Annotated in this window: 42 protein-coding genes; 24 read left to right on the top strand and 18 right to left on the bottom strand. The window is 71.6% G+C overall.

What is annotated here, in order from left to right; translation table 11 throughout:
- Positions 1-228 precede the first annotated feature (228 nt).
- Both ACPYN7_RS16745 and ACPYN7_RS16740 read right to left on the bottom strand, forming a co-directional pair.
- Positions 229-513, bottom strand: coding sequence for a hypothetical protein (locus ACPYN7_RS16745; RefSeq protein ID WP_424348398.1), 285 nt, complete (start codon positions 511-513; stop codon positions 229-231).
- Between the two features lie 518 nt (positions 514-1031).
- On the bottom strand, positions 1032-1400 hold the full coding sequence (locus tag ACPYN7_RS16740) for an N-acetyltransferase family protein (protein ID WP_424348397.1): 369 nt from the start codon (positions 1398-1400) through the stop codon (positions 1032-1034).
- A gap of 180 nt (positions 1401-1580) precedes the next feature.
- Here ACPYN7_RS16740 and ACPYN7_RS16735 point away from each other — a divergent pair, with 180 nt between their 5' ends.
- The 9 genes from ACPYN7_RS16735 to ACPYN7_RS16695 all read left to right on the top strand — a co-directional run bounded on the left by ACPYN7_RS16735 (position 1581) and on the right by ACPYN7_RS16695 (position 6309).
- Positions 1581-1982, top strand: a complete 402-nt coding sequence (locus tag ACPYN7_RS16735; RefSeq protein ID WP_424348396.1) for a hypothetical protein — start codon at positions 1581-1583, stop codon at positions 1980-1982.
- 68 nt (positions 1983-2050) lie between these two features.
- Positions 2051-2389 (top strand): hypothetical protein, encoded by a 339-nt coding sequence (locus ACPYN7_RS16730; RefSeq protein ID WP_424348395.1) that lies wholly within the window; start codon positions 2051-2053, stop codon positions 2387-2389.
- Between the two features lie 190 nt (positions 2390-2579).
- On the top strand, positions 2580-3023 hold the full coding sequence (locus ACPYN7_RS16725) for an Ltp family lipoprotein (protein ID WP_424348394.1): 444 nt from the start codon (positions 2580-2582) through the stop codon (positions 3021-3023).
- Between the two features lie 114 nt (positions 3024-3137).
- Positions 3138-3503 (top strand): hypothetical protein, encoded by a 366-nt coding sequence (locus ACPYN7_RS16720; RefSeq protein ID WP_424348393.1) that lies wholly within the window; start codon positions 3138-3140, stop codon positions 3501-3503.
- Positions 3504-3853: 350 nt separating this feature from the next.
- Positions 3854-4849: a hypothetical protein gene (locus tag ACPYN7_RS16715; protein ID WP_424348392.1), complete on the top strand. Its 996-nt coding sequence runs from the start codon at positions 3854-3856 to the stop codon at positions 4847-4849.
- Between the two features lie 127 nt (positions 4850-4976).
- On the top strand, positions 4977-5435 hold the full coding sequence (locus ACPYN7_RS16710) for a hypothetical protein (RefSeq protein WP_424348391.1): 459 nt from the start codon (positions 4977-4979) through the stop codon (positions 5433-5435).
- Positions 5432-5839, top strand: a complete 408-nt coding sequence (locus ACPYN7_RS16705; RefSeq protein WP_424348390.1) for a hypothetical protein — start codon at positions 5432-5434, stop codon at positions 5837-5839. The genes ACPYN7_RS16710 and ACPYN7_RS16705 overlap by 4 nt, the downstream gene beginning before the upstream one ends.
- 81 nt (positions 5840-5920) lie before the next feature.
- Complete coding sequence (locus ACPYN7_RS16700; protein ID WP_424348389.1) at positions 5921-6115, top strand: hypothetical protein; 195 nt, start codon at positions 5921-5923, stop codon at positions 6113-6115.
- On the top strand, positions 6115-6309 hold the full coding sequence (locus ACPYN7_RS16695; protein WP_424348388.1) for a hypothetical protein: 195 nt from the start codon (positions 6115-6117) through the stop codon (positions 6307-6309). Before ACPYN7_RS16700 ends, ACPYN7_RS16695 begins: the two co-directional genes overlap by 1 nt.
- 227 nt (positions 6310-6536) lie before the next feature.
- Here ACPYN7_RS16695 and ACPYN7_RS16690 read toward each other — a convergent pair whose 3' ends face one another.
- The 4 genes from ACPYN7_RS16690 to ACPYN7_RS16675 all read right to left on the bottom strand — a co-directional run bounded on the left by ACPYN7_RS16690 (position 6537) and on the right by ACPYN7_RS16675 (position 9178).
- Complete coding sequence (locus ACPYN7_RS16690; protein ID WP_424348387.1) at positions 6537-6995, bottom strand: helix-turn-helix domain-containing protein; 459 nt, start codon at positions 6993-6995, stop codon at positions 6537-6539.
- Positions 6992-7561, bottom strand: coding sequence for a hypothetical protein (locus ACPYN7_RS16685; RefSeq protein ID WP_424348386.1), 570 nt, complete (start codon positions 7559-7561; stop codon positions 6992-6994). The genes ACPYN7_RS16690 and ACPYN7_RS16685 overlap by 4 nt, the downstream gene beginning before the upstream one ends.
- Complete coding sequence (locus ACPYN7_RS16680) at positions 7558-8517, bottom strand: hypothetical protein (RefSeq protein WP_424348385.1); 960 nt, start codon at positions 8515-8517, stop codon at positions 7558-7560. Before ACPYN7_RS16680 ends, ACPYN7_RS16685 begins: the two co-directional genes overlap by 4 nt.
- A 349-nt stretch (positions 8518-8866) precedes the next feature.
- Entirely contained in the window at positions 8867-9178 is a 312-nt protein-coding gene (locus ACPYN7_RS16675) for a hypothetical protein (protein ID WP_424348384.1), read from the bottom strand.
- On the opposite strand from ACPYN7_RS16675, the gene ACPYN7_RS16670 reads away from it, so the two are divergent.
- From ACPYN7_RS16670 to ACPYN7_RS16645, 6 genes are all read left to right on the top strand, one after another.
- Positions 9177-9314 (top strand): hypothetical protein, encoded by a 138-nt coding sequence (locus ACPYN7_RS16670; RefSeq protein ID WP_424348383.1) that lies wholly within the window; start codon positions 9177-9179, stop codon positions 9312-9314. The genes ACPYN7_RS16675 and ACPYN7_RS16670 overlap by 2 nt on opposite strands.
- 205 nt (positions 9315-9519) lie before the next feature.
- Positions 9520-9711, top strand: a complete 192-nt coding sequence (locus ACPYN7_RS16665; RefSeq protein ID WP_424348382.1) for a hypothetical protein — start codon at positions 9520-9522, stop codon at positions 9709-9711.
- Positions 9708-9923 (top strand): hypothetical protein, encoded by a 216-nt coding sequence (locus tag ACPYN7_RS16660; protein WP_424348381.1) that lies wholly within the window; start codon positions 9708-9710, stop codon positions 9921-9923. Before ACPYN7_RS16665 ends, ACPYN7_RS16660 begins: the two co-directional genes overlap by 4 nt.
- Positions 9920-10159: a hypothetical protein gene (locus tag ACPYN7_RS16655; protein ID WP_424348380.1), complete on the top strand. Its 240-nt coding sequence runs from the start codon at positions 9920-9922 to the stop codon at positions 10157-10159. The genes ACPYN7_RS16660 and ACPYN7_RS16655 overlap by 4 nt, the downstream gene beginning before the upstream one ends.
- A gap of 3 nt (positions 10160-10162) precedes the next feature.
- Complete coding sequence (locus ACPYN7_RS16650) at positions 10163-10327, top strand: hypothetical protein (RefSeq protein ID WP_197412719.1); 165 nt, start codon at positions 10163-10165, stop codon at positions 10325-10327.
- A gap of 203 nt (positions 10328-10530) precedes the next feature.
- Positions 10531-10995, top strand: coding sequence for an ester cyclase (locus ACPYN7_RS16645; RefSeq protein ID WP_424348379.1), 465 nt, complete (start codon positions 10531-10533; stop codon positions 10993-10995).
- Positions 10996-11454: 459 nt separating this feature from the next.
- Here the strand turns inward: ACPYN7_RS16645 and ACPYN7_RS16640 are convergent, their stop codons facing one another.
- On the bottom strand, positions 11455-12645 hold the full coding sequence (locus ACPYN7_RS16640) for a cytochrome P450 (RefSeq protein ID WP_424348378.1): 1191 nt from the start codon (positions 12643-12645) through the stop codon (positions 11455-11457).
- 235 nt (positions 12646-12880) lie between these two features.
- Between ACPYN7_RS16640 and ACPYN7_RS16635 the strand changes: the two genes are divergently transcribed.
- The gene (locus tag ACPYN7_RS16635) at positions 12881-13063 is read left to right on the top strand and encodes a ferredoxin (RefSeq protein ID WP_424348377.1); all 183 of its coding nucleotides are present in this window, start codon (positions 12881-12883) and stop codon (positions 13061-13063) included.
- Positions 13064-13247: 184 nt separating this feature from the next.
- On the opposite strand, the gene ACPYN7_RS16630 is transcribed toward ACPYN7_RS16635, so the two are convergent.
- The 6 genes from ACPYN7_RS16630 to ACPYN7_RS16605 all read right to left on the bottom strand — a co-directional run bounded on the left by ACPYN7_RS16630 (position 13248) and on the right by ACPYN7_RS16605 (position 17039).
- The gene (locus tag ACPYN7_RS16630) at positions 13248-14096 is read right to left on the bottom strand and encodes a hypothetical protein (RefSeq protein WP_424348376.1); all 849 of its coding nucleotides are present in this window, start codon (positions 14094-14096) and stop codon (positions 13248-13250) included.
- 42 nt (positions 14097-14138) lie between these two features.
- Positions 14139-14528: a hypothetical protein gene (locus tag ACPYN7_RS16625; RefSeq protein WP_058874966.1), complete on the bottom strand. Its 390-nt coding sequence runs from the start codon at positions 14526-14528 to the stop codon at positions 14139-14141.
- Between the two features lie 152 nt (positions 14529-14680).
- Positions 14681-15007 carry a hypothetical protein gene (locus ACPYN7_RS16620; RefSeq protein ID WP_424348375.1) on the bottom strand — a complete coding sequence of 109 codons (327 nt, stop codon included), beginning with the start codon at positions 15005-15007 and terminating at the stop codon, positions 14681-14683.
- Between the two features lie 459 nt (positions 15008-15466).
- The gene (locus ACPYN7_RS16615; protein ID WP_058874964.1) at positions 15467-15727 is read right to left on the bottom strand and encodes a hypothetical protein; all 261 of its coding nucleotides are present in this window, start codon (positions 15725-15727) and stop codon (positions 15467-15469) included.
- A 26-nt stretch (positions 15728-15753) separates the two neighbouring features.
- Positions 15754-16410, bottom strand: a complete 657-nt coding sequence (locus ACPYN7_RS16610; RefSeq protein ID WP_424348374.1) for a hypothetical protein — start codon at positions 16408-16410, stop codon at positions 15754-15756.
- Positions 16411-16481: 71 nt separating this feature from the next.
- Positions 16482-17039 (bottom strand): GNAT family N-acetyltransferase, encoded by a 558-nt coding sequence (locus ACPYN7_RS16605; protein WP_424348373.1) that lies wholly within the window; start codon positions 17037-17039, stop codon positions 16482-16484.
- Positions 17040-17240: 201 nt separating this feature from the next.
- Here ACPYN7_RS16605 and ACPYN7_RS16600 point away from each other — a divergent pair, with 201 nt between their 5' ends.
- Positions 17241-17435, top strand: a complete 195-nt coding sequence (locus ACPYN7_RS16600; protein WP_424348372.1) for a hypothetical protein — start codon at positions 17241-17243, stop codon at positions 17433-17435.
- Between the two features lie 152 nt (positions 17436-17587).
- Here ACPYN7_RS16600 and ACPYN7_RS16595 read toward each other — a convergent pair whose 3' ends face one another.
- The 4 genes from ACPYN7_RS16595 to ACPYN7_RS16580 form a co-directional block, all read right to left on the bottom strand.
- Positions 17588-17923 carry a hypothetical protein gene (locus ACPYN7_RS16595; RefSeq protein ID WP_058874960.1) on the bottom strand — a complete coding sequence of 112 codons (336 nt, stop codon included), beginning with the start codon at positions 17921-17923 and terminating at the stop codon, positions 17588-17590.
- Positions 17924-18252: 329 nt separating this feature from the next.
- Positions 18253-18633, bottom strand: a complete 381-nt coding sequence (locus ACPYN7_RS16590; RefSeq protein WP_058874959.1) for a hypothetical protein — start codon at positions 18631-18633, stop codon at positions 18253-18255.
- Positions 18634-18868: 235 nt separating this feature from the next.
- Positions 18869-19273 (bottom strand): hypothetical protein, encoded by a 405-nt coding sequence (locus ACPYN7_RS16585; RefSeq protein ID WP_058874958.1) that lies wholly within the window; start codon positions 19271-19273, stop codon positions 18869-18871.
- A 143-nt stretch (positions 19274-19416) separates the two neighbouring features.
- The gene (locus ACPYN7_RS16580; protein ID WP_058874957.1) at positions 19417-20190 is read right to left on the bottom strand and encodes a hypothetical protein; all 774 of its coding nucleotides are present in this window, start codon (positions 20188-20190) and stop codon (positions 19417-19419) included.
- Positions 20191-20552: 362 nt separating this feature from the next.
- Here ACPYN7_RS16580 and ACPYN7_RS16575 point away from each other — a divergent pair, with 362 nt between their 5' ends.
- From ACPYN7_RS16575 to ACPYN7_RS16545, 7 genes are all read left to right on the top strand, one after another.
- Positions 20553-21371 (top strand): alpha/beta fold hydrolase, encoded by an 819-nt coding sequence (locus ACPYN7_RS16575; RefSeq protein WP_058874956.1) that lies wholly within the window; start codon positions 20553-20555, stop codon positions 21369-21371.
- Between the two features lie 162 nt (positions 21372-21533).
- A complete protein-coding gene (locus ACPYN7_RS16570; RefSeq protein WP_058874955.1) occupies positions 21534-21746 on the top strand; it encodes a hypothetical protein in 213 nt (70 codons plus the stop codon).
- 329 nt (positions 21747-22075) lie between these two features.
- Positions 22076-23152, top strand: a complete 1077-nt coding sequence (locus tag ACPYN7_RS16565; protein WP_424348371.1) for a TerC family protein — start codon at positions 22076-22078, stop codon at positions 23150-23152.
- The gene (locus ACPYN7_RS16560; RefSeq protein ID WP_058874953.1) at positions 23149-23640 is read left to right on the top strand and encodes a hypothetical protein; all 492 of its coding nucleotides are present in this window, start codon (positions 23149-23151) and stop codon (positions 23638-23640) included. The genes ACPYN7_RS16565 and ACPYN7_RS16560 overlap by 4 nt, the downstream gene beginning before the upstream one ends.
- 67 nt (positions 23641-23707) lie before the next feature.
- A complete protein-coding gene (locus ACPYN7_RS16555) occupies positions 23708-24088 on the top strand; it encodes a winged helix-turn-helix domain-containing protein (RefSeq protein ID WP_408669428.1) in 381 nt (126 codons plus the stop codon).
- 117 nt (positions 24089-24205) lie between these two features.
- Positions 24206-24505, top strand: coding sequence for a hypothetical protein (locus tag ACPYN7_RS16550; protein ID WP_058874951.1), 300 nt, complete (start codon positions 24206-24208; stop codon positions 24503-24505).
- Between the two features lie 34 nt (positions 24506-24539).
- A complete protein-coding gene (locus ACPYN7_RS16545; RefSeq protein ID WP_424348370.1) occupies positions 24540-25103 on the top strand; it encodes a DinB family protein in 564 nt (187 codons plus the stop codon).
- A gap of 153 nt (positions 25104-25256) precedes the next feature.
- On the opposite strand, the gene ACPYN7_RS16540 is transcribed toward ACPYN7_RS16545, so the two are convergent.
- Positions 25257-25460 carry a hypothetical protein gene (locus ACPYN7_RS16540; RefSeq protein WP_058874949.1) on the bottom strand — a complete coding sequence of 68 codons (204 nt, stop codon included), beginning with the start codon at positions 25458-25460 and terminating at the stop codon, positions 25257-25259.
- Between the last annotated feature and the right edge of the window lie 70 nt (positions 25461-25530).

Genomic DNA, 25530 nt, shown 5'->3' with positions numbered 1-25530 from the left:
ACGGGTAGCAACGCCGATTCTGGGCACCCTCGCCCCATCCCGCCAAGACCCCCACCCCTTGGAATTACTCATCTAGGCTCCAGGGATGACCCGCTGGCCGCTTCGCGGTGCGGTGCGACGAGGACCAGCGTAGGAGTTGCAGGAGCTCCTCGGTGGAACGTCCACGTGGATTACTCCCAGCACGACGATGAAGCCCTGGCACTGACACCGGGGCGTTGCACGAAGGGCTCAAGCCATCTTGGCCTGGGCGTAGACGAGGTCGCTGCGCAGCACGACGTCCCAGCTGCCGAAGTCCCCTATCAGATAGGCGACCTTGATGCGCCCGTCGGCGTCCAGCCACTTGAGCTGACCGCCCTCGTTGGCGTCGATCCGGTAGCCCGACTGCCGCGCCACCCACACCGCCTCGTCGAGCGCCTTGGCACGGCTGATCCGCCACATGAACCCGTTGACCACCGCGGCGGCCGCCAGGGTGATCGCCAGCAGGAAGAACATCCCGCCGGCGCCGGCCGGCACCTCGGGGGCCGTGTTGAGGAACGTCGCGCCCAGCGCGGCACTCCAGCCAGGTCCCGGAGGCGTGGTGGCCGAGGCAGAACCGGACCACGACGTCGTCCTCGACGGCGACCGTGCAGGTCGACAGCTTTGCCAGGAAGTCGCCCCCGGTGAGGCTTGCCTGCCGGTGGTACTGGGCCCACAGGGCGGCCACCGGTTCGTAGTCGCTGGGCTGGGCGGGTCGAATCTCAGGCATCGGAGCATCGTATCCAGGCGCGGTCGGCCGTCGGGCCGGGCAACGGGGAGAGAACGGTCACGCGGCCGCGTACGCCGGCTGCCGCCTCGTGCGGGTGCTCCGCTGGCGGGTCTGAGTTTGCGGGGCGTGGGAGGCTGCCCGGAAGTGATGGGCCGGGGTGTCGGTGAGCGGGGCGGCCATCAGTGTCGGGGAGTGCCGGCGGTGCACCGCCAGTGGCTCCACCCAGCGCAGCCCGGCGCGGGCGCACAAGGCCGGCCATCGCCGGCGACAGGCCGCGGCCGGTGCCTCACTCGGCCGGGTGCATAGTCATCCACTGGGAGCCTGCGGCGCGGGCCCGGGTCATGAACTCGCGCAGCAGCGCCGAGCCCAGACCGTGAGCGCGGGCGTCGGGGTGGACGGTGAAGTAGCTGACGGTGCTGAACGTCCAGGTCTCGGCCGGGGTGGGGGAGACCACGCATGCTGCCCAGGCAGTGGAGTCGTGATGGCCCTGCAGGAACCCCCACACGCGCCCGTCGACGACGGCGACGAGGTACTCGTGGCAGTTCACGTCGAAAGAGTGCTCGGGTGGCAGCGAGGGCCAGGTGCCCAGCTGGTCGATCTCGAACAGGGCGGCGTAGTCGTCGACGACCGCGGTGCGAACTTCAACCTCAACCATGGCTAGAGGGTATGGGTGGGTCCGGGCGGCCGCGTCAGGATTTGGACGGGATCCGCACCCATGACGGGTTCGTGACGGCGAACCGGGCGTTTCCCGGGGCATTCACCGGGGCATCCGGTGGGGCATGTTCGCAGGTGTGCGCCCTGGCGGATTGTCCGAGTCCCGGGGGACTATAGATCCATGACTCCCCCGCCGACCACCGCGCCAGGGCTGGGGGCCTATCGAGAATCGGTGACCCTGCCCTTCCCACACCTGGTCGTCGCGCTGCGGGACAAGCTCGGCGCGCAGCTGGTCGCATACCTCGGTGGCGTCACCGACACCAAGGCGGTTCGTCAGTGGGCCGCCGGCGAACGACGGCCGACTCACGTCGTTGAGCACCGGCTCCGTCTGGTCTACCAGGTCGCCGGCGTGCTGTCCGAGGCGACGCGCACCCCGGCCGTCGTGCAGGCGTGGTTCATGGGCGCCAACCCGGCACTGGACGACCGGGCCCCGGCGTGGATGCTGCGGGAGCACCCGGTGGGCGAGGTGAGCTCGGTGGTGCTCGCCGCCGCCCGGGCCTTCGCCGGCGGCGCCGACTTCTGAGCGACCATGGGGCTCCTCGGTAGCCTGGGGATGCCCTCCCCGGGGCGCGCCGAGAAGGAGAGGCACCCGTGACCCAGAACCCAACCGAATCCGCTGCGTTCGTGGCTGCGCGACTGATGGCCGACCCGGAGCTGGACGGGCCGGTGGGCGTCTCGCTGGCCGTGCTGAACGAGCACTTGGAGCGCTTCGCCGCCATCGATCCTGCCGCCTTCCACGAGGCGCTGGGGCGCTTCACCGCGGCCCGGCCGTTCCTCACCAACGAGGACGCGCTGCGGGCGGTGCTGCGCGACTTCGGAGTGCGCGCCAAGATCACACCCGCGCACCTCAGCATCGTGGGCTGGCACGAGGACGGCTGGCAGCTCATGGAGATCCACCCGGACGACCTGAGCCGTTCCCGCCGGATTTGAGCCGGTCCCGCCGCCGGGGCCACATGCTCGAGCAGCGTCATCAGGGCCCCGTCATCTGAGACGGGGCAGCTCAGCCTGTGGGAGGGTGTACGAAAGCGAATCACGCACGTGAGAGTGGTCGAGGGCGTCACCGCCGACGCCCTGGCACCGGCCCGCGATGAGCCTCGGGTGCGCCAGAAGGAGATCCACGATGCACAAGATCAACACCCCGGCCCTGGTGACCTCGGCCGGCCTCGCCGCGCTGCTGCTGCTGAGCGGGTGCGGCGCCGAGGAGGCGTCGTCGTCGACCCCCGCGGCCACGGTCACCGTCACCCAGGACACCTCCGAGGCTGATCAGTCGGGGATGACGCTGGCGCAGCAGAACGCGCTCGGCTCGGCTAGGGACTATCTCGAGTACACGGCGTTCTCGCGGTCCGGGCTGATCAAGCAGCTGGAGTTCGAGGGGTATTCGACCGCGGACGCGACCTCGGCGGTCGACAGTCTCAACACCGACTACAACGCCCAGGCGGCGAAGGCCGCTCAGGACTACCTCGACTACTCGTCCTTCTCCCGGTCCGGTCTCATCGAACAGCTGATGTTCGAGGGGTACTCCGCCGAGCAGGCGACGTACGGGGTGGATCAGGTCGGACTCTGAACCCCTGATCTGCCCGGCTCAGGGGCTCCGCGCGGTGAAGATCAAACCGCCAGGACAACCCGGGCCACGGAGTGGTGAACGAGCGCCCAGCGCCGACCAGGAGACGGAGGACTCGTGACAGCGCGGATCGCGCGGCAGCGCGCGTACGCAGTCGCCGCGGCGGTGTCCTTGGCGGCCGGGGCCGTCCAGCTGCTTCAGGGCGCCCAGCTCGGATGGGCCGCAGTCGCGGCCGCCGCCGTGACCTCCGCTGGTCTCGCGCTTGTCACCAGGAGCACCCGCTGGGGTCAACTGCTGGTCGGCGGGGGTCTGCTCACCAGCCTCGCGTGGCTCATCGCCGTGCTGTCCGGCCTCCTCGGCCGCAGTGGAAACTTCCCTTTCGCCGGCTGGATAGTGGGAATCGGGATCTACCTGGTGACCTACCGGGAAGCCCGTGGGCAACACGGGGAGGAAGGTTCCGTGGGCAACAGCAGCGAGGGGTAGGGCTCTGGTCTCTTCCGGGGTCGTCTTCGGGGAGGCTGGGACCATGTCTGATCCGGCGCACGAGCCGACCCCCGATCCGGACGACGTGCTGGGCGCACTGCAGCTGCCTGGCGAGGTCGTCGAGAAGTCGACTCGACCGCTTCCCCGGCCTTCAACCTGACCGGCGATCAGCGTGGCGCCCTGCTGGCTTATTGACGACGTTGCCGGGGGCTGGTCGGGACGGGAGTCGCCGCGTGCGGGGCTTCATGCCGGTGTCACAACCGCTTCTCGCCACGGCCGCCTGAGCGCCTCGAATCCCCGCACGGCATACCCTGAGATCCCCACCCCGTCACGATCGCGAAGAGACCACCATGCGCCGCACCACCGCCATCACCTCCCTCGCCCTGGCCGCCGGCCTCGCCCTCGCCGGCTGCACCTCCAGCTCCGGCCAGGACGCTTCTTCCACCGCACCGGCCACCCCTTCGGCCACCGCCGATGCCTCCGTCTCGGCCATCCCGGAGACGCCGCAGACCTACGAGCTGGGCCAGACGTTCACCGCCACCACGTCCTACGGCGCGGAGATCGTTGTGGAGCTCCCCGTCGAGGGCCCGGAAGATGTGGAGCAGCTGCGCAAGGAGCTCGACGTGGACCCGATCTCCTACGCCAAGATCGGCATCGACAACCGCGAAGGCACCGAGAGGGTTTCCGTCTACGCCATCACCCTCTACGACGAGGACGGCACCGCCTACGAGTTCAACGACCTGTCGACCAGCCACATCGGGGAGTGGGGCCCGGAGTACACCGATGCCCTGGGCGGGGTCGAAGGCGAGTACGGCTACACGCTGCTCGACGGCACGGTCCTCGACGAGACGATCGGGGCGGATCTCAACGACCGCTCCACCACGCTCTACAACCAGCACCTCAACGACGGGGCCGCGTCCCCGCTCGAGGTCACCACCGGGTGGATGGCCTCCACCGCCACCGAGCTGCCGGAGGAGATCACCGGCATCACCATCCAGCCCAACGGCGTCGGCGACGAGATGCCGATGACCCCGGGCGGCACGATGCCGACCGCTAAGGCGCAGCCCTCGAAGGATCCTGCCACCGACGCGCCCGAGGCCCGGCCCACGGAGCCGGCCGACGACACCAAGGGCGGATCCGGCCCAACCGAGGTGCCGATGCCCGGGGCGATCCCGAACCAGAACTTCACCTACGAGGAGGCGCTGGCGGCTCTGGAGGACGGCATGCCGTACTACGACGCCTTCTGCATCCACTACACGCCCACCACCGACGGCGGCCGCTCCCAGTGCGAGGGCATCGAAGCCGGCACGGTGGATTCGATCACCGGCGAGTACATCGGCGGCTGACACCCTGCCCTGGCGCCCCGGCACCTGCGTTCGACGCGGGAGCCGGGGCGTTCGTCGTGATGGCCCCCCGCAAACATGGGTGGTACGCGCAGCCCACTGTTTTAGAGGAGGTCCAACGGTTGCCACCATGACGCTCACGAAGCCCGACACCACCACCGAGACCGTCGAGGTTGCTCCTCTGCCGGGCGGGCTGATCGTTACACGCCGACCCGGGATCGCCACCACTAGCCAGGGCCGCCGCACACATCAGCCCCAGAACCGCCCGAACTCAGGAGACCCCATGACCGTCCTCGCCTACGAGCAGGCTGTAGCCGTGCTCACCATCGTCCACCCAGACGCCAGCTCCACCACCCGCGTCTTCATCGACGACGACCACCACGAGCTCGACCCCTTCCACCGCGCCGTGAAGCGAGGTGACGCGGTGCTGGCCCAGCGCCCGGAGTCGAAGGCGACCATCGGCATCAACGAGCGCGCCCTGGACGCGGCGACCGTGACGAAGATGCACGACGCCGGCTTCCCCGACTACGACCTCCTCGACGCCGAGCAGACCCGTCAGGCGATCGACGAGGTAGAGAACGACTCGTGACCGCGGTGGCCGCCGGCACCGTGCAGGCTGGCACTGATCAGGCCGTCGTCACCATGACCGTCACCCGCGGCGACGGCACCAGCTACACCACCCGGATCACCGACAGCGAGGTCGCCACCAACCCGCTGGCTCAGGCCGCTGCCGTGGCATCGTCGCTCGTGCGGGTGCGCCCAGAGATGACCGTCTCCGTCACAGGCAACGCCGAGGTGCGGCGCCAGCACGCCCGCCGGCGGGACCTGTTCGCCTTCCTCGGGCAGAAGCCGTGCACCTGTCCGAAGACCTACCGGCTCATCAGCTCCGCCTACCGGGCTGACGAGAAGCCGCGGCCGTTCGTCCAGGACATCACCGACCCGCAGGCCGACTGCCCGCGTTGCGGCTACCTGCCCGCCGGACAGAACGCCTGACCAACCGCGTGGGATCGCGCTCGCGCGTCGCTACGCTGGCGGCATGTCCCAGTCAGGTGTGACCGTGGCGGGGCCCGACTGATGCCGGCGGACGAGGTCCTCCGGGCGGTCGGCCACTCGCTGCTGCTGGCCGGGTTCCTGTTCATGATCCGCTGGTGGGTCGAGACCCGTGGCAAGGACCGGGGCGCCCGGGACCGGAAGATCGCCCTCATGCTGATCGGCGCCTCGCTGCTCTGCACGCTGGTCGCCATCATGCTCACCCCGGGAGACAGCTGATGCCGACGTCGCTGCAGCTCAACCTGCTCGCCCTCGGGTTCCTGACCGCCGGACTGGCGTTCATGGCGCATGGCCTGGTCGAGGGTAAGGGCACGATGCCCAAGGGCCGGGATCGCCGTGCCTCGGCCAGTCTGTTGGCGATCGCGGCGGTGCTGTTCATGGCCGCCGGCGGCTTTCTGATGTCCGGGGACTGAAGGTTCGCACCCTGGACAGCACTGTGGCGGCCCGGCTGGGAAGGCGGGCCGCCACAGTGACGCGCGCCGACAGGGGCGCTGCGTGCTGCGCGGCCACGCCCCCGACGTGGCCTGCGCTGTGTCGGGCTGCTCGTGAGCTGCTCACCGACAGCTTCAGCCTAAAGCGCCCGACCGCGCCCCGGCAGCCCCACTTCTGTGCACAAGCATGGGTTCAGCGGCGCCGGCGATTAGGGATACTTCGGCGCTTCGACAATTCGTAGACCCGGCACGTCCTTGGCGACCCGGTAGGCGACCGTACGCCACCACCGGGCCGTGGGCGCCAGCGGTGCGCCCGGCAGGTCGAGGGCCGGCATGTCGGCGTCGCGGTCGTAGACCTCGAAGACCGGGTCGGGCCCGGCGTGCTCGAGCAGGTGAGCCGCCAGCTGGTCGGCGACCTCGGTGGTGTACGCCTCGATCCGCTCGACGTCATCGCGTACCCCGTCGGGGATGGGCCGGCGGCCGGACTCCCAGTCGTCGACCGAGCGCAGACCGACGTTCAGCGCCGCGGCGAGCTGCTCGCGCGACAGGCCCAGGGCCTCGCGCACGATCTTCAGCTCGATCGGCGTCATCCGCCCGTCGGCCGGCACCTGACCCGCGGGGAGCGGCTGCGGACGGGACTGCGCCCAGGCGACCAGGTCTTCGCTCACGAGCCCTGCACCGTCTCCCCGGTGTCGTCGTCGGGGTGGGCGGCGCCGAAGGCCCAGTTCCATGGGGTGGTCAGGAAGTCGTAGGCGTCCTGCGGGAAGCCGTCGGTGTCGATCAGGTCCCGGGCGGCGAGGGCGATCAGGGCGTGGGCCACGGGCATCTGAAAGCTGGTGGCGGTGGCTGCGGCGGCGTGCTCCAGGGCGTCCCCGGACGGCGGCGTGGAGTCGGGGCGGGTGTGCCGGTGCATCTGCAGGAACAGGTCGGTGGCGATCGCCTGTGAAAGGCTCCGCCACGAGCCGAGGATGAGGTCCAGGGGGGCCTGGCGTCCGGCGGCAACTGCGGCGCTGACGGCCAGCTTCACGGCGGCCTGACCGAGCGCGTCGTAGTCGACCTCGGCGGGGGCGTTGTCGGTGACGAACTTCTGGTGGAGTTCGGACGCCTTGCGCAGAGCCTGCGACTCGTCGAGCCCGATGTCGGCCGCCTTCTCGAAGACTGCTTGGACCTGCGGGCCCTGGGGCCCGGCCGCGGCGGCGAGGATCTCGGAGTTCTGCCAGGTGGGAGTGCTCATCGCACGGTGCTCCTCGGGGAGTCGGAGGCGGTGAGCGACGTCTTCGCCCGGTGCCTGCTGGTCGCACCGTAGCAGGCGTGCCAACGGCGACAACAGAACCGGCAAGAGCAGGGACGCGTCTGGCCGCCTTCGCTGCTCGAGCCTGAGGATCGCCCCATCGATGGCCTCGAAACGTTCCGGGCAACCATAGGAGGCGCGAACTTCAGCGCGTCCTCGGCGTTGAAGTCATCAGGGCCCACCAGCCAACGGCAAACCTCGCCGTCCAGGTCAGAACCGAGTCGGCCCAGCGGCAGCGGTTCCATCACGGAGAGCGTGCCCGCCTCGGCGGCGAAGCGGGTCGGGCCGGGGAAGTTCACCGCGACGCGACCCGTTGCCTGGATCTTGAGCACCTGGCGGTTCGGACCCTCGAAGCAGTACTCCCCGTCCACCTCGGCATCCGGTGCGGCGCCGAACTGGGCGCGGAACGCCGCGGCGGCGCGCGGGTGCTGGTGGTTCACGAAGGTCGTCATGCCCGGAATGCGTGCGGCTGGTCCCGACAGAGGACATGGCACCGCCCTGCGGCCCGGTGTGGGCGGCGGGGCGGTGGACGGCCAGGCGGCGGTGACCGTCGTGACGGCGTCGTAGGCGCGGTCGGTGCATTCCAGGTCGCGGGCGGTCTCCTGCGTCGAGACGTAGATCGGCTCATGGCCCAGCAGGCGCAGGCGGACCGGGAGAGCGCGGGACTGCGAGGGCTCGGTCAGCCTCCGCTGCACATCCGGATCCAGCTTCAGAGCCTTCGCGGCGGACTCGATGTGCTCAGCGGAAACTGTCATCGTCTCGCTCCTCCTCCCAGAGGTACGTGCGCTCACTATCGCTCTCCCTTTCTCGTCGTCCACGGCAGGGCTCTCCTCGTCGGTGGCGATCTCGTTGAGGAGCTTGCCCTTGTAGTCATCGGACCGTACGTCGGGTGCGTCCACGAACTCGGGCGCCGCGGCCGCCGGCGTCTGCGGCTACTTCATGCACCGAGCCAGCCGGGGCCACCGGAAGCTGGAGCTCGAAGGAGACCCAGAGCCGCTGGCCCCGCCCTACGAGTACGAGGTGCCGGCCAAGGCCTTCCTCTGGGTGGGGTGAATCGCAGGGGTTCTGTGCTGGGCCTACGGGGCGATCTCGGCCGTCTTCGGGTTCTACGAGGTGGTGGTCGTCGGCCCGATCCTCGGTACGGCCGCCATCGCCGGTGGGCACATGAGACTGGCCCGCGCCCGAGCCATGGACGCCCGCCGCGGGAGACCGCCGGCGGTCGTCGGCCGCGCATTAGGAGCTCGGGCGTCAGAACGGCATGCGGTGCTTCGGGTCGACGTCATGGACCAGCTGGCGGATGAAGCCCTGGTCCCAGTCGTGTTGCTCGCGCAGGTGCCGGGACCGGGCGGCACGTTCAGCTCGGCCGAGCCGGCGCCACCGCGCGGCGTTCGACGAAGGCGTCCGTCCTTCGAATGCCCGGTCCTTCATGTTCTCCGAGGCAGTCCCCAGCAGCAGGTGCGTGGTCGGCTGCAGCGACGCGCGCACGCACAGCGGCACATCGAACCAGTGCAGCGCGGTCCGGTCCTCGATCGCCTCCAGCCCGCCCTGGACGGTGGCCATGGCGAAGCGGTGGGCGGAGACGACCTTCTGGCCGGCCGGGGTGCTGAACCAGAACCGGCCGTACCCGTCGTCGCTGATCGCGCCCAGCTACCACCAGCAAGCATCGGGAGTCGGGCCCTTGAGCACGTGGGCGTGAAAACGTTCCACATCGACCGGGTTCACGGCAACCTCCTCTGCACCCGAGAGCCATCATCGACCCGGCGGCCGCGACCTGCTCCTGCTGCCGAGTGCGGCACGTCCCTGCTTGCTGCACCACGGTTCGCCGATGAGGGGTCAGACAGCCCCGGTCTCCTCGTGGCACGATGCGAGCGAGCAAGGCGATGGGCGAGAAGGAGTGCAGGGTGTCGAGGCGATGGCAGCAGGTGCTCATCCAAGCGGCGATCATCGTGGCCCTCATCGTGGGGCTGCGTCTGATCCTGGGCGAGTGGAACTGGTGGATGACCGCGATCGGCGTGGCCGCTTTGCTGCTGAGCAACCTCTGGTCTCCCGGCACCCGTCGCGGCGGGGAGACCGGCCCCCAGGAGAGGCCATGACACCGGACCGGTCCCTGCACGGGCACCTGATCGCGATGCTCGTCGGCGCGGCGCTCCTGGTACTGGCGCAGGTGGGCACGTGGCCGCCGCTGACCGCATTCGAGCGGGCCCTGACCGGGCTCACCGTGGCCGCGGTGCTGATCGCCGTGTCCCTGCCCGTCCACGAGTGGCGGCAGAGTCGGCACCGCCGCGGACCGGACCACCAACCATGACCGAGGAACGGCAATGGCCCCAGCGCGCGTGGTGGACTGCCGTGCTGACCGACACGCTGAGCATTTTCGTGATCGTCGTCGTCGGACTGCTCTACGGATGGGGTGCGGCCGTCCTGGTCGGCGTGGTGATTGTCCCCTTGGGATTGTGGTGGGGGCTCCGTCCGTTCTGGTCCCGGGAGCAGCGATCGCGGATCCGTCGGCGGGCCCAGCAGCGCGCCGGCGACCGGCAGGTGTAGGTCGTGTCGAAGGCGCGTCGGTGGTACGTGACGTTCCTGGGGCTGATGCTCGCTGTGTGCATTTGGTTGGGGCTCGAAGGAGCCCTGGGCGCATGGTTCACCGCTGTCGCCTTCGCCTGTCTCATCGCCTCGGTCGTCCAGCAGGACCGGCGGGCCCGGCGCCGGTAGCCGACGCGACGAGGTTTCCCGGGCTCGTGGTGGGGCACAAGAGCGACCGTCGGCGGGATGGGAGGCGTCATGTATCCGCCCTGAGTCACGAGCCTGCGACGATGCGGCCGGAGTCCTTGGTGCCCCAGTCAGCCGGCGCCTACCGTCGAGTGCCGGCCCTGCCGAGCAGGTGGGGCCTGGGTCCACCAGAAGCGGAGATCACCATGAGCGACACCCACAAGTCCGTCGTCGGACCAGTCCCGGGCGAGGGCATGGACCGCCGGGAGCAGGTCGAGCACGCCATCGCATCCATCAATGCCCACGATGCCGCAGGGGCTGCGGCCACCTACGCCCCGGACGCCGTCGTCTACACCGCTGCCTCGCCTGAGCCGGTACGTGGCCGAGCGGCTATCCAGCAGGATTTCCAGCAATGGATCACCGCGATGCCGGACATGAAGCTGGAGATCGAGGAGGTGGCGATCGATGGCCCCACGGCAGCGATGCGGCTGCTGTTCGTGGGCACCCACACGGGGCCGCTGACGACTCCCCTGGGGGTGGTCGAGCTCTCTGGCCGGCGGGTGTCCGTCCCCATGGCCGTCTTCAACCGGCACGACGAGAGCGGGACGACCGAGGTGGAGCACCGCTACCTCGACATGATGTCCATGGCCCAGCAGCTCGGCATCGTTTGACCCACCAGGCGGGGAACGCCCCGGTCTCCTCGTTGGCCCGGCCCTCCAGCAGGGCGTAGAGGGAGACCTCCACGACCGCGGTCAGGAACCCGTCCTCAGCGGCGGCCTCGGCGGCCTCGGTGATCGTCATCGGCTTCTCCAGCGTGGCCAGGCCCAGCTGCGCGACGTGGACGGCCAGGGATTCCGGGACGTGGCCGGCGGCGACAGCGTCGGTGACACTGGGTGAAGCGGGTGCGTTCGTGGTCGTTTCCATGCCCTCCATGTGTGCGGACAAGAGCCCAGCCCTCGCAGGCGGTGCAGTACGGCACCGCGCCCGTCTGATGGGTGAGCCGGGAGCGGTGCCGGGCCGGGAAACCAGAGCAGCAGGTGCACTCAGCGATGCGCTCCGGGCCCGAGGAGCACAGGAGATGGCCACGTGCCCGGAAGTCACGGTCATCGAGGGTGCCTGGACGACCGTGGTCACCAGGTGACGGGCAGCTCGTGGAGGCCGTAGATGTCGGAGTCGTTCTTGAAGGGCAACTCGTTGACGGGAACCGCGCACCGGAGGTCGGGGATGCGCCGGAACAAGGTGTTGATGACGATCTGCAGCTCCAGGCGGGCGAGGTTCTGGCCCAGGCACTGGTGCGGGCCGTAACCGAAGGCGAGGTGGTGGCGTCCGCCCCGGTCGATGTCGAAGGCTTCCGGGTCGGTGAACACCTCCGGATCGCGGTTGGCGGTGTTGGACAGGCCGAGGACTCCTTCCCCGGCACGGATGAGCACCCCGCCGATCTCCACGTCTTCCAGGGCCACCCGTGAGGTCCCCAGTTCGGCGATCGTGAACCAGCGCAGCAGCTCCTCCACGGCATCGGGGGTCCTGCTGGGATCCTGGCGGACCACAGCCAGGTCTTCGGGGTGCTCGAGCAGTGCCAGCACGCCCAGGGAAATCATGTTCGCCGTGGTCTCATGACCGGCCACCAGCAGCAGGAAGGCCAGACTGACCAGGGCTTCATGGTCCACACCGCCCTTCTCCTGTTGTTTGCGGATCTGGCGGCCCAGCAGGTCGTCGGTGGGGTCCTGCTCCTTCGCGCTGATCAGTCGGTCGAGGTAGGACAGCAGTTCGCCCAGTGCCTGCTGGATCTGCTGCACCGCCACGCTGCGGGAGAGCAGGGTGGCCGAGCGGGTCTGGAAGAAGTCGTGGTCGGCGTAGGGCACCCCGAGCAGCTCACAGGTCACCAGTGAGGGCACCGGCAGGGACAGCGTCTGCACCAGGTCCACCGGGCGGGGTCCGGCCTGCAGGACATCGATGCGCTCGTCCACGATCTGCTGGATGCGCGGACCGAGTGCGGTGATCCGTTTGAGGGTGAACTCTCCCATCACCGCCCGGCGGGCCGGTCCGTGCTCGGGCGGGTCCATGCCGAGCAGGCTCAAGGACACCGGGATCGCTTCGTGGGTAGGGGCCGGGAACCCGGGATGGTTGCGGTCGGAGCTGAACCGCGGATCAGCCAGCATCGCCCGGATGTCCTCGTGGCGGGTCAACGCCCATACGGTCATCCCTGAGGGCAGGGTGACCCGGGAGATGGGCGCCTCTTCGCGCAATTGCAGGTGCTCGGGCGGTGGGGCGTCGGGGCACTGACGGGTCAGTGGCAGGGCGACGGGTTCGGTGGAGGTCATGGCGCACCTCAGTCCTGGTAACCGTACGGCGCAGCTTCTTCCGTGGAGGTCCACGCTACCGAGCCGCCGGAAAACCGTCCATATGCGTCACGACCAGCGACGATAGAGGTCCGGGGGAAGAGCGCTCCAGCCGCCGCTGTTACCTCCAGCAGGGCGGGGACCCGGCCACCCGCGACACGGTGCCGACATTTTCCCGGAGTCGGCTGGAGACGAGGAGGCGGCCATGCGGGTCAGCGTGGATCAGACCAGGTGCTGCAGCTCCGGGCAGTGCGCCGCCCTGGCACCGGAGGTGTTCGACCAGCGCGACGACGACGGCGTCGTGATCCTGCTCGATGCAGCACCGCCAGAGGCCGTGCACGCTGCGGTCCGAGACGCCGCGCTGGCCTGCCCGGCCGCCGCGATCCTGCTCGACCCATAAGGAGTGCGAGGTGCCCAGGGGGAGTGTTGACTCCGAGACCGAGGGCGGCCCCGGAGGCGCTCGAGCGCGGCGCGACCGGCCTTCGCATCTGCGTCACCACGAGCCCGGCAGGTCCTGCGGTTGCGGCGGCTCCGGCCGAACAGCCGCTGCGGGCCGCGTGATCGGACCCCGTCGGAACATCCGGTCAGGCCCGGCCGCTGCGGCTCCGCCGGGCAACGGCCCCGCCGATGAGCGCGATCGCCAGGACGGCGAGAAGACCCGCGGTCGCCGCCCCTGAGGTTCCGTCGGCTTCCGCGGACACCCCGGTGTCCATGTTCAGGCCGGGGTTGACGGCCACCGGGCCGGACGCGGGCGGAGTCGCGACCGGCTCCGGCGCTGCGACGGGTTCCCCTGCGTCCACGACGGGCGGACCGTCAGCGAGGTCCCCGCACAGGTCGCGCACCTGATCGGCCAGACCCACGAGCTGGAGGGCGGAGGCCTCGTCGAGGCCGAGGCCCGAGCGGAGCGTCTCCAGCTCGTGGTAGGCGGCGTCGAGAGCGTGCTGGGAGGCGACCACCTCGGGAGCGCTCAGGGCGACTCCCAGGGCGTCCATGAGCTCAGCGGCCTGCGCCTCGATCGGAGCCAGCGCCGCCCGGGCGGCGGTGAGCTGGTCTTCCGCTGCGGAGATCGCGGCGGCGTTCCCGGAGGCCTGCGCCACCCGCAGCGCCTCCTCGGCCGCCGACAGCGCGGGTCGGGCTTCGTCATCGGCCCGGTCCACGATCCCCAGCTGGGCCCACAGCTCCCCGGCCGCCGCCTCGCGCAGCGCCTCCGACCGGGTGTGGGCGTCCGCGGCGGCCGCGGAGGTCTCCTCCAGCTCCACCACCGATGCCACGGTGATGCCGTAGGCGCCCAGCGCCTCGGTGAAGCGCCCTGACGTCTGCACGCAGGCCGGGTCGTCCGTGGCGGCGACCGCCGCCGGGCCGCCCAGCATCAACCCGCCGGCCAGTACCGCGGTCGAGGACCCGGCCGTCACCCACTTCGTCACAGCGACCATGCCCGTGCCTCTCCTGGAATCCTGTCGCGGCCCGGGCCGGTGTCAGCGCGGACGCCGGCGGACCATCGCCACGCTGCTTCCGGGCACGATCCCGTACAAGAACGCGCCGACCGGTTCGAATCCGTGCTCCCGAACAGCCCGGACGATCCTGGCCCGGCCTTCGTCGGCCCCGGTGAAGCCCGTGACGGAGCCCGAGGCGAAGACCGGTCCGTCACCGGTCTCGCTCTCCACGACCTTCCAGCGGGTCGGGCCCTCGTATCCTGGCCCGGCGTCCTGGCCCCAGGCCACGACCAGGGCGTAGAGGGTGTCGGTGCCCTGCTCCAGCTCCTCGATCGCGGTGGCCACGCTGCTCCGCAGCACGTGGACGTCACCGCCGCAGTCGCGCTCCAGGTGCTCGCGCAGGAAGGCCAGCAGGGCGTCGTAGGCGGTCATGGTGAATCCTCCTTCAGCTCCGGGACGATGTCCGTGGCACAGATCGTAGATCCGTCCGCGCGTCCGCAGAACGTCTCCAGGGACGCCGCAGGGGCCGAGCGCATCAGCGGTGGACGAGGTGGCTCCGGTCCAGGGCTTCCCTCGACGCCCGGTCACGGGAACCGGGATGAGCGGCCCGCAGCCGGGCCATGTTCAGCTCGTGGGTCCAGGACCCGGGGCCCCTGCGGATGCCTTCGTCTGCGGATGCCTTCGTCGATCAGGGCGTCGCAGCAGGCCAGGGCGGCGTCCAGCTGCGTCTCGTATCGCTCGGGCGGGAAGCCGCCGATGGTCTCTCGCATGTGCTTCAGTGCCCCGGCGCGGTCGGTCCTGCCTTCGGCCATCCGGGTGCCGTTGAACCAGTCGGCGGCGGACAGGCTGGACTCGCGCTCCCCCTCGGTCAGCACCCGCGCTGCGGGTCCGCGGCGCAGTGGCTTTGCCATGGAGTTCCCGGGGGCGGTGCCGGACCCCGGATGCGCGCCCGGCGCCTGCCCGGGAGGAGTCCGAGGCCGGAACCGAGGCCGACGCCGGCGGCGATCCGGGGCAGCGTTCCGGTGAACGCCCAGAGAGCCGCACCGATCCCGAGCCCGGCGATCATGATGAACCCCTGCACCCCATCAGCGGTCTCGGGGAGCACGATGGGCGCGGCGGCGGTGAGCACGCCGTCAAGGTCCACCGGGCGGCACGGACGCGGGCCTCGGTCACCGGGTGACCCCGCAGCACCGGCAGCACGGTCGCGGCGATTCGCCGCCTGCCGGTGACGGGTTCCCGCCGCAGGATCGGAGTCTCGACGACGAGCTGGATGATCGTCAGCGTCGGAGGCCCGAAGGAGAGGCAACCACGGCCGGCCACTCGACAGCGGTGAGGGTGACCGTCAGGCGCAGCCTCTCGGTGGGTCGGCGTCAGCACTCGCCACCGCCCACACCCCCGCCGCCGTCGAATCCTCTTCCGGAATCCCCGCCGCCGTAGCCCCAGAATCCCGCGGTGGAGCCCCCAGCGGCCGTTCCGCCGTCGGTGCCGGTGCGCTGGTCGAGATGCTTCGGGCGGTAGAGACGCAGGAGAGCCGCCACGCACACCGCGGCGACAGCCAGGCCGAGGATCCCCAGCACGAGACCGAACGGGGGCGGGCTGTCGAGTGCTTCTGCGGGCATCAGGGGCAGCATGTCGACTCCTTCGAGGGCTCGTGGGTTCAGGGTGCAGGAAACCGACCCGGTTGCACCAGGGCGAGGACCGATGTGGCGACCAGCGCGACGACCAGGCCCGGGCCGATCACGCACGGGATCAGGAGGACGAGCCCGAAGATCGTCTCGATGGCGGCGTTGTCACCCATGGGGGCCTTCCGATCGGCGAGCGTGCGGAGCGCTCCCGATCCGGACCAAGCGGTGGGACCGCTGTTCGGGCCGGAGCGGGACCGGTGAGCCGGCCGCGCCCACGCAGCTGACTCCTCGACGCCCCAGTGCGCGGAACCGGCCCCGGATGCGGCAACGCCCCGGACTGCCGGGTCGGGGCGGAGTCCGGGCGTCGCCGGGGAACCACCGGGAACCGGACTTCCGACGCGGTCGTCCCGATGCCGACCTCGCGCAGCACGTCGCTGGAGCGGTGGAGGGTGCCAGGCCCCCTTCCGCACAGCCCGCACCGTTGTCACCAGCGGCAGGAGGCCGGCCGCGACGAAGATCCGTGTGAACAGCATCCAGGGGCTCCAGAACGCCACCGTCAGCAGGATCGGCACGCCGATCAGGACCGCGACGACGACCGCGGCGAAGACCGGTCCGACCAGCGCGGCGCCGCGCCGGAACAGGTCCGGCCGCGCGTCCTGCTGGACGTGGAGGACCGGGCTGTCGGTCACGGCGGTCCGGGGCACAGGACGGGGGTCCGGCGTCACGGCCGGGTGCACGCACTCAGGATGTGGTGGGCGGGTCAGCGGCCGGGGACCGTGGCGGTGACCTGCAGCGGCTCGATGGTGTGTCCGGGGTGCTCGACCAGGGCCCGGCCGAGCACGAGCGCGCGCGTGAGGCCGTGGGCGAGCCGGTGCTGGAGCGGGACGAAACCGGCGGCCCCGTAGAAGACCAGCAGCTCCTCGACTCCGTGGACGGGATCGGGGGATGCGGGGCGGAGCACGACCCAGGTGTTGCCGGCCGCCCGCGCGGCGTCCAGGAAGCGCTCCAGCAGGGCGGCGCCGATGCCGTGGTCGCGGTGCTGGTGGGCGACGACGAGGGTGTCGAGGTAGCTGCACCGCCACTCGGCGGGCGGCTCCGGCGTCACGACGAAGCTCTGCCAGGTGGCCGAGGAGTGGTTGCCGTGGCACAGCCCGACGATCTCGCCCCGGCCGGTCTCCGCGACCGTGGTGGTGCCCAGCCACCGCTCGAACTGCTCCCGGGTCAGATCCCGGTGCGGGGCGACCTGCCGGTTGAGTTCGGCGGCCGCTTCGTAGTCGTCGCAGGCGGCGGGCCGGATCGTGATGCTGGGGGAGCACATGGGGCGAGCGTAGCGCCGGTGCGCTGCGGCATCGAGGAGGTCCTCGAGGAACTCGGGCGGACCGACCTGCCGGAGAGCAGCCCGCGCTGCGGCAGCCCACCTGACGCACGGACCGCCTGACGAGCTGCCTGGGCTCGCGCTCGCATTTCGTTACGCTGGCGACATGGCGGAGACGGGCGCGACCACAGCGAAGATCCGCTGATGCCGACGTCGCTGAAGCTCAACTTGGTCGCTCTCGGGTTCCTGTTCGCCGGCCTGGCCTTCCTGGCCCGGGGACTGGTCGGGGGAAGCGGCACGATGCCCAAGGGCCGGTACCGCCGGGCCGCTGCCGGGTTCTTGGCCGTCTCGGCCGCGCTGTTCCTGGCTGCCGGCGGCTTCCTGATGGCCGGGGACTGAACCCCGGAGGCCCGCGGACGGCTCCGTGGCGGCCCGGCCGGGAAGCGATCCGGCGGCCCGCACAGCCCCACGTCGGTGCACCGGCGCGGAGGCGACGGATCCGGGGACCCGGACCGTCGTGCGCCGGCTGGGGGTCGAGCAGCTCCGAGCCGCTACCGCGACTCCGGCGGTTCCTCGAGCGAGGAGTCCGTCTCGGCGGATCCGGCCTCCTCGTCGCCCCGCCCCTGGCCGGGTGCGGTCCCACCGGCCGAGTACGCCTGGTGCCGGGCGACGTCCGCGTCATTGCGCTGCCTGTCTGCCAGGGCCACGTCACCGCGCCCGCGGGAGATCAGCTTCCACCCCAGCACGGCGATCAGCACGCCGGCGACAGTGACCGAACCGCCCAACCAGAACGGGCCCACCGTGTGGAGCTCGAAGGAGTTGAACACGGTGAGGACTCCCGTGGTCAGCACCACGGTGCCGATCGTCTGCTTCGTCGTGCCCTTCATGCCTGCCGCATCCCATCCGGTCGCGTCGCCATCCGCGACCAGTCCACCAGATCTGTGTGTGAAGGGGAATGCCCCGCTTCGGGGGTGGGGCAGGGGAGGGCTGGACCCCGATCAGGGGCACGGGCCTCCACCATGTTCGGTCTCCCGTGCCGGAGGCAGGCCGACCGTGGTCGAGGTCGGCAACGCTCGCACGGTCCCTCGACGGCTGCCGGTGCCTCGGCCGGCTCCTCGGTCACGGTGACCGTGGTGCGATCGGCCGGCTCGTGCACCCCGGCGGCTGTTCGCGGGCCCGGACCGACGGTGTGCGGTCCGCCCGGGGCAGGAACGGGTCAGCCGCGCACACCCGGCACCGACCACGCCACGGGCTCGGCGCGCATCCGGGTGTGCTCGACGAGGGCGAGGTCGCGGGCCGCCAGCAGCGCGCCCGGTGCGTAGCCGTCGGACTCGTACCGGACCAGGACGACCATGCCGAGCACGGTCGGCTCGTAGACCGCGCACAGCACCAGCTCACCGGCGCGCAGACTCAGGCTCGGCCGGTCCGCGCGCACCCGGTAGCGCGACAGCGTCGTGGCCTGCACCGCAGGCAGCACCTGCGGGGAGGCGCCGACTCCGATGCCGGGCGGACGGGTGTGCGGAGAGGCCCGGTGGCCCGTGCGGGAGACGCCGTGGGAACCGGTGCGGGGAGTGGGGGTCAGAGTGGGGGAGCCCATGATCCTCGAGGTGTGCGGCGCGTCACGGTTTGCGACGCCACACGATCGTGGCACCGGATGCTGAGGGCTCGCTCGGATCCGGCTGGGGATTCAGCGCCGCTTCAGCCCGTACGGGTCCTCGGTGCGGCCGGCGGCGACAGTCCCGTCGCCGACAGGACGCACGATCCTGTCGGCGACGGGGCTGGCCGCCTTCTGCCGGCAGGCATCCGGTGGCCCGGGGCGCCAGCGCGAGCGCTCAGGGGTTCGTGCTGATCTGCCCGCCGAGCTCGTCCTGCAGCTGCTCCAGCGGCGCCGCGTCCCTCGAGATGACGATCCAGTTGCCCGCGTGCAGGATCGAGGCGTTCTGCTCGTCCCGGAGGAGGCCCAGCAGCTGGTCCATGCTCTCCTCGGACCCCGCGACGGCCATCGCCATGACGCCGTTGGCGCAGTCGAGGAAGGTGGTCGACGCATCGGCCGGGGCGCGCAGCTGGTCCGTGCCCGGGCACTCCACACCGGCGTCGACGACGTCCTCGCGCAGTGCCAGCGCGTCGTCGTAGGCGGTGTTGCCGTCCACCATCGCCTGGATGTCCGCGGCGGTCGGCCCGCAGCCGGTCAGCGCCAGGGCGGAGAGAGCCAGGAGAGCAGGAAGGGGGCGGCGCATGGGACGTCCTCTCGTCGGTGGGGCCGGAGGCCGAGCAGGCAGCACCGGGCGCGCGGGTGCAGCCACTGGCCCGATCCTACGTGCCGGACCGCTCCGGGCGGCTGGTTTCCGTACCGCGGCGGGCCGCTCCGCCGGTCCCGGGCTCACCCGGATTCGCCCTGCTCCGCGCGGTGCTGTTCGTCGAGGACGCGGTCGAGGACACGGCCCGGGGTGTGCTGGTACCCGGGGTCGATGCGCTCCAGCGCGGTGAGGATCGCCCCGACGTCGTAGGTCACCGCCGGGTCCCCGCCGTGGTGGCTCCAGCGGCGCTCGGCGACCCAGGCCCACACGTGCACGGGCCGGCACCGCCGGCAGGTGCCGTGCTCGGCGGTGAGGCAGTCCGGGCCCACCGGCCGGGTGAGGCCGGCGATCTCGGCGGGCGTGCGGCGGTGGTGCTCCACCACGGCCCAGAACTTCTCGTCGGGGATCCGGGTGAAGTCCGCGCTCAGCCCGGCCAGCGCGTCCCGGGCCCGTGCCGTGTCGTAGTAGAAGTCCGCCCTCGCCCACGGCGGGACCCGGTGCCGGGCGCGCAGTGCCTCGAGGACCACCTGGTCCTGGGCCTGCGCGATCTCGGCCGCGGTGCGCGGCGACGGGTCCGTGGCCGAGCGCCAGAGGCTGTCGAACAGGGCCGCACCCTCGGTGCAGGCCTGGCGGACCAGCAGGGTGCCGATGTCCAGGGAGTAGCGCTGGGACCACAGTGCCCCGGAGAGCCGTTCGTAGACCTGCCCGTCGTCGAGGGTGAAGCTCTTCCGGTCGGCGGCCACGACCGCACGGCGGGTGGTGGGTTCACCGGTGGCTCCGGTGCGGGCGGGGACGACCACCGCCCGGGCACCGGGGTACACGGCGCCGCCCTGGTTGAGTCTCCGCCGTTCGTCCATCAGCCGGGGTGCTCCTCGTGGCGTCGGAGGCGGGGGCGACGTCTTCGCCCGGTGCCTGCTGGTGGAACCGTAACAGCCGCCGGCCGCTCCTCCCGGCAGCCGCCGGGGCAGCGGGTTTCCCCGCGGCGACGGTGGTCGGCTTCACGACCGCCGTGCACCACGACGGGTCCTCGGGTCCGTTCTCGGCGCAGTTCCCCGGGTCGGGCACGACACGAACCGTTCTGCTCTGGCGGCGGCCTCGCCGCCCCGGGACACTGGGGGCATGACTGCAGCTCCCACCCAACGCGACGCGCCGGCGGCCGGAGTCCGGAGGACGTTCCCGGTGCGGTCGGCGTCCCTCGGACCCTCCAGGACCGGTTGAGATGGCCCGGACCGTGACCGACCGCGGATACCTGGGTCCGGGCCTGCCGTTCCTGCGCGTCGGCTCCGGCCCTGCGGTGGTGCTCCTTCCCGGGCTCAGTGCCCACCACCGGCTGCCCGAGGGCGCGGAGCTGACGGCGCAGCTCGCCCAGCTGCGCATCCTGCCCGCCGATCGCACCGTGTGGTGGATCAACCGGCGGCACCGGCTTCCGGCCGGGGCGACCATGGCCGGGATCGCCGGGGACTACGCCGCGGTCCTGCAGGAGCAGTTCACGGAGGAGACGGGCGGGGTCGACGTGGTAGGGGTCTCCACCGGCGCCAGCGTGGCCCTGCAGCTGGCCTTGGACCACCCCGGCCTGGTGCGCCGGCTGGTGCTCGTCTCCGGCGCTCACCGGCTGGGCCCGCGCGGGCGGTGGGTGCAGCAGGAGGTCGCCCGGTCCCTGCGGCGCGGGGAGGTCCGGCGCGCCGGGGCACTGACCATGGCGACCATGGGGGCCACCGCACCGACGTCCCGGGCGCTGGGCGTCCTCGGGTGGCTGCTCGGGGTCCGCGTGCTCGGCAGCGGCGACCCGGACCTGCTGACGACGATCGACGCCGAGGACGCCTTCGACGTCGGGGACCGGATGTCCGCACTGGGCTGCCCGCTGCTGGTCGTGGACGGTGCGCGCGACCGGTTCTACACCCCGCAGCTGTTGCACGAGACCGCCGCCCGGGCTCCGCGCGGACACCTGGTGCTCTACCCGCGCCGGGGTCACCTGTCCACGCAGCTGGTCCGCCGGCTGCCGACCGATGTGGGGGCCTTCCTGGCCCTGCCCTCGTGAGCTGCGGCGGGTGCGCGGCAGCCCTTCCGCGCACCGGCCCCGGGGGTGCACAATCTGATCACCCGAGGACCTCGTGAGCGCTGGCCCCAGCGCGGCGGGGTCCTCGCGTCGATCCGATGAGCGCCCGGCGCCGTGCCGGGGAGCGTGAGCAGAGGAGCTGCCGTGGAGACCGACGAGTGCCCGGACTGCGAGTACGGCACGGTGGCCCGCTACCGGGTGGAGGCCACCGGAGAGGTCGTGCAGGTCTGCGACGAGTGCGACGCGCTGTGGGAGGCGGAGGAGGACCTGACCGCGCCGTCGGTCACCACGATCGAGAGGTACCTCGGCCTGCGCGGGCTGCCCCTGCTGCGGAGCGGACTGGTGCCGCTGCTCTGAGCCTCCCGCATCGTCCTCGGTCCCGACCGAGGGCAGCCGGTCCACGAAGCCCACCGGCAGAGCGGGCCCGGCCGTCCGGCGGCACCGTGATGACGACGAGCTGGACGATCCCCGCCGACACCCGGATCCCGGCCGGCCGATCCTTGTGGACGGAGCGGGTACCGATGCGCCCCTTGCCGCAAAAAGGTGAAGTGTGCTTCACTGGTTAGTGCAGGGAGGGGAGTATCCCACCAGCGTTCCGTCGTCACTACGGCCCTGAGGGTCCGGCGGAACGGGCCCGTGCCGGGCCGGGAGAGACCTCCGATCGGATCGATCGGAAGGTTGTCGTCATGGATGTCCCGTTCTGGATCTGGGCCGCGGTGCTGGGCTTCATCGTGGTGATGCTCGCGGTCGACCTGTTCGCCCACCGCCGCGCTCATGTCATCGGCGTGCGTGAGGCTGCCGTGTGGTCGGGGGTGTGGGTGGCCTTCGGCGTGGCCTTCGGCGCCGTCGTCTGGCAGGTGTGGGGCGCGGAGTACGGCCAGCAGTACTTCTCCGGATACCTCATCGAGAAGTCCCTGGCGGTGGACAACGTCTTCGTCTGGGCGATCGTCTTCAGCTACTTCGCCGTTCCCCGTGAGTTCCAGCACCGGGTGCTGTTCCTCGGCGTGCTCGGCGCCCTGGTGTTCCGCGGGGTGTTCATCGCCGCCGGGGCGGTGCTGATCCAGAACTTCTCCTGGATCCTCTACGTCTTCGCCGCGTTCCTGCTCTACACCGGGTACCGGATGATCCGTCAGCGCAACGAGCACCTGGATCCCGAGCATTCGATGGTGCTGCGCGGCTTCCGGCGCTTCGTGCCGATGACCGACGTCTACCACGGGCAGAGGCTGCTGGTCCGGAAGGACGGGGTTCTGCTGGCCACCCCGCTGCTCGCGGTGCTCGTGCTGATCGAGACCACCGACGTCGTCTTCGCCGTCGACTCGATCCCGGCGATCTTCGCCGTCACCGACGAGGTGTTCCTCGTCTTCACCGCCAACGCCTTCGCGATCCTGGGACTGCGGGCGATGTACTTCCTGCTGGCGGACCTCATGCACCGCTTCGTGCACCTGAAGGTCGGCCTGGCCCTGGTCCTGATCTGGGTGGGGGCCAAGATGCTGCTGAAGATCGACCTGTTCTACGTCCCCACGCCGGTCTCCCTGGCCGTGGTCGCCACGATCATCACGGTCTCGATCGTCCTCAGCCTGCGGGCCACGCGGGGACAGGGACGCCGGGAGCTGCCGGCCCCGGCCGAGCCCCCGTTCCGGGTCGCCACCGAGGCCGAGGACGCCGCCCTGGAGCCGGTCCGGTCCGCCCGCCGCGCGGGAACCGCCACCGGGCTCCGGGAGGACCCCGAGCCCGCCCGCCGTCACGAAGGAGACCTCCGATGACCGCCCTTGCTCCCCGCCGTCCCGTGGCCGCGGTGGTCACCGACGGCCCCGAGTCCGTCACGGTGGCCCGCTGCGCCGCGAGGATCGCCGCCGAGCAGGGCCGCCCGCTGCTGCTGCTGCTGGTGCCGATGCTGCGCTCGGCCTTCAGCGCCGACGCCGTCATCGCCGCCCGGGTGCACCGGGAGGCGCTGCGCGAGGCCGAGGCCGTCGCCGCCCGCACTCGCCCGGTCCTGGACGCCGCCGGGGTCCCCGCCCGGGTCCAGGTCGTGTGGCACCGGTCCTGTGCCTTCCGCCGTGCCCGTCAGGGGCGGGCCATCGCCCTGGCCCATGCGGCCGGCCGGGCCGGTGCCGCGGTGGTCGTCACCCCGGCGGGACTGCCGCTGCCCACGGTCCGGCACGGCGCCGAGGTCCTGCTCGTGGCGGCCGGCGCGGCGGCCCTGGTCACCGTGCGCCGCCCGGCACGCTCCCGCGGGCTGGCCGAGCTCTGACCCGGATCGGCTCCCGCCGGCGTCCGGGTCGTAGAATCGGCATTCCCGACGGGAAGGATCCACGACCGTGCCCTCCAGCTCCCACCCCGGTGCGGCCGCGAGCCCGCCTCCCGCCCCGGACGGATCCGGAGGGCCGGTGGCGGGGCGCCCGCCGTGGACGTTCCTCACCAACCACGGCCACGTCCTGCTGGCCGTGGCCCAGTCCCAGGACGTGCGGGTGAGCGAGATCGCCGCCCAGGTGGGCATCACCACGCGGGCCACCCTGACCATCCTCAAGGACCTGGAGGACGCCGGGTACCTCACCCGGCACAGGGTGGGCCGGCGCAGCCACTACACCCTCGACGTCCACCGGCACTTCCGCCACCCGGCCACGGCCGCCCACGAGGTCGGGGAGCTGCTGGCCGTCTTCGCCCCCGGCGTCTCCCGCGGGACACCGGACGGAACCTGAGCCGACGTGCAGGGCCCGGGAGCGCCGGCGCGTGCCCACGCCGCCCGTGCCGGGGACCGGTGGTGCCCGGCCCCGCCCGGTGCGTATCCTGTCCGCACCGGCGGGAGGAGGTCGACGATGTACGCACGGGTCAGCACCTACGAGGGTGCCTATCCGGAGGACTACGACTCCGGCCTGGACGCGCTGCGCTCCGAGGTCCTTCCGGGCATCCAGGCGCTGCACGGGTACCGAGGATCCCTGAGCCTGGTGGAGCGGACCACCGGCCGGTCCGTCTCGATCACCTTCTGGGCGGACGCAGCGGCCCTGGCCGCCACCCGGCAGACCGTGGAACGGATCCGGGAGCGTGCCGCCGCCACCTCGGGCTCGCGCGTCCTGGACGTGACCGAGTACGAGGTCGGCTACAGCGACCTGCCGTAGCCGCGGGCGCCGCCCCGAACGGAGAGGAATCGCCATGACCGAACTCGACGTCGCCGCCTGCGCGGCCGACCAGATCGACCGGCACTGGGCCGGCCAGCTGCGCCCCCGTCTCGCCGGGCTCACCGACGAGGAGTACTTCTTCGACCCCACCGGCGGGACCGCGTGGACGGTCCACCCCCGGACGCAGCGGCGCACGCCCCTGCAGACGGGCGGCGGGGATCTCGTGCTGGACTTCGCCCATCCCGAACCGGTGCCCGCGCCGTTCACGACCATCGCCTGGCGGCTGGCGCACGTCGTGGTCGGCGTCCTCGCGGTGCGCAGCCACGGGCACTTCGCCGGCCCGGAGGCCTCCTACCAGTCCTGGGCGTACGCCGGCACCGCCCACGAGGCGCTGGCCCAGCTCGACCGGGAGTTCGACCGGTGGACCTCCGGGGTGCACGCGCTGTCGGAGGCGGACCTGGCCCTCCCCTGCGGACCGCAGGAGGGCCCCTACGCGGACCTGCCGATGCTCGCGCTGGTCCTGCACGTCAACCGCGAGCTGATCCACCACGGCGCGGAGATCGCCCTGCTGCGCGATCTGTACGTGCACACCCGATGACCGGCGGGTCCCGAGCCGCCCCGAGCACTGCGAAGGCCCGGCCCCTCCGCTGAGCGCAGGGTCCGGGCCTTCAACACGTTCCGCCTCCCGGTGCCGGAGGCAGGCCTTCCATGGTGGAAGACGTCGCCGGGGCAGTGCAAACCGGGACGGCGGCTACCGGTCGTCCTCGGGGCGACCGTCCTCCGGGTCCTCCGGGGGCACGACGTCGTCCCCCGCATCCTGGGGCCGGGCACCCTCGCGCCTGTTGTTCTCGTCCGTGGTGGCGGTCAGCCAGTCCTCGTCGCGGACGCCCAGCCTCTCCTGGCTCGTCTCCGCGTAGGCCTCGTTGCGGTCCGCGGGCTCCTGGTAGCGGTCCATCTCCGGCTCCTGTCCTGCTCGACGGTGATGGCCCGATCCTATGCCCGGCCGGTGCGTGCCGGGGCGCTCC

The organism is Kocuria sp. CH-021, from assembly GCF_049716185.1.
GTDB lineage: Bacteria > Actinomycetota > Actinomycetes > Actinomycetales > Micrococcaceae > Kocuria > Kocuria cellulosilytica.
Note: the sequence above shows the minus strand (reverse complement) of the source record. Positions and strands in the feature narration are given on the sequence as shown.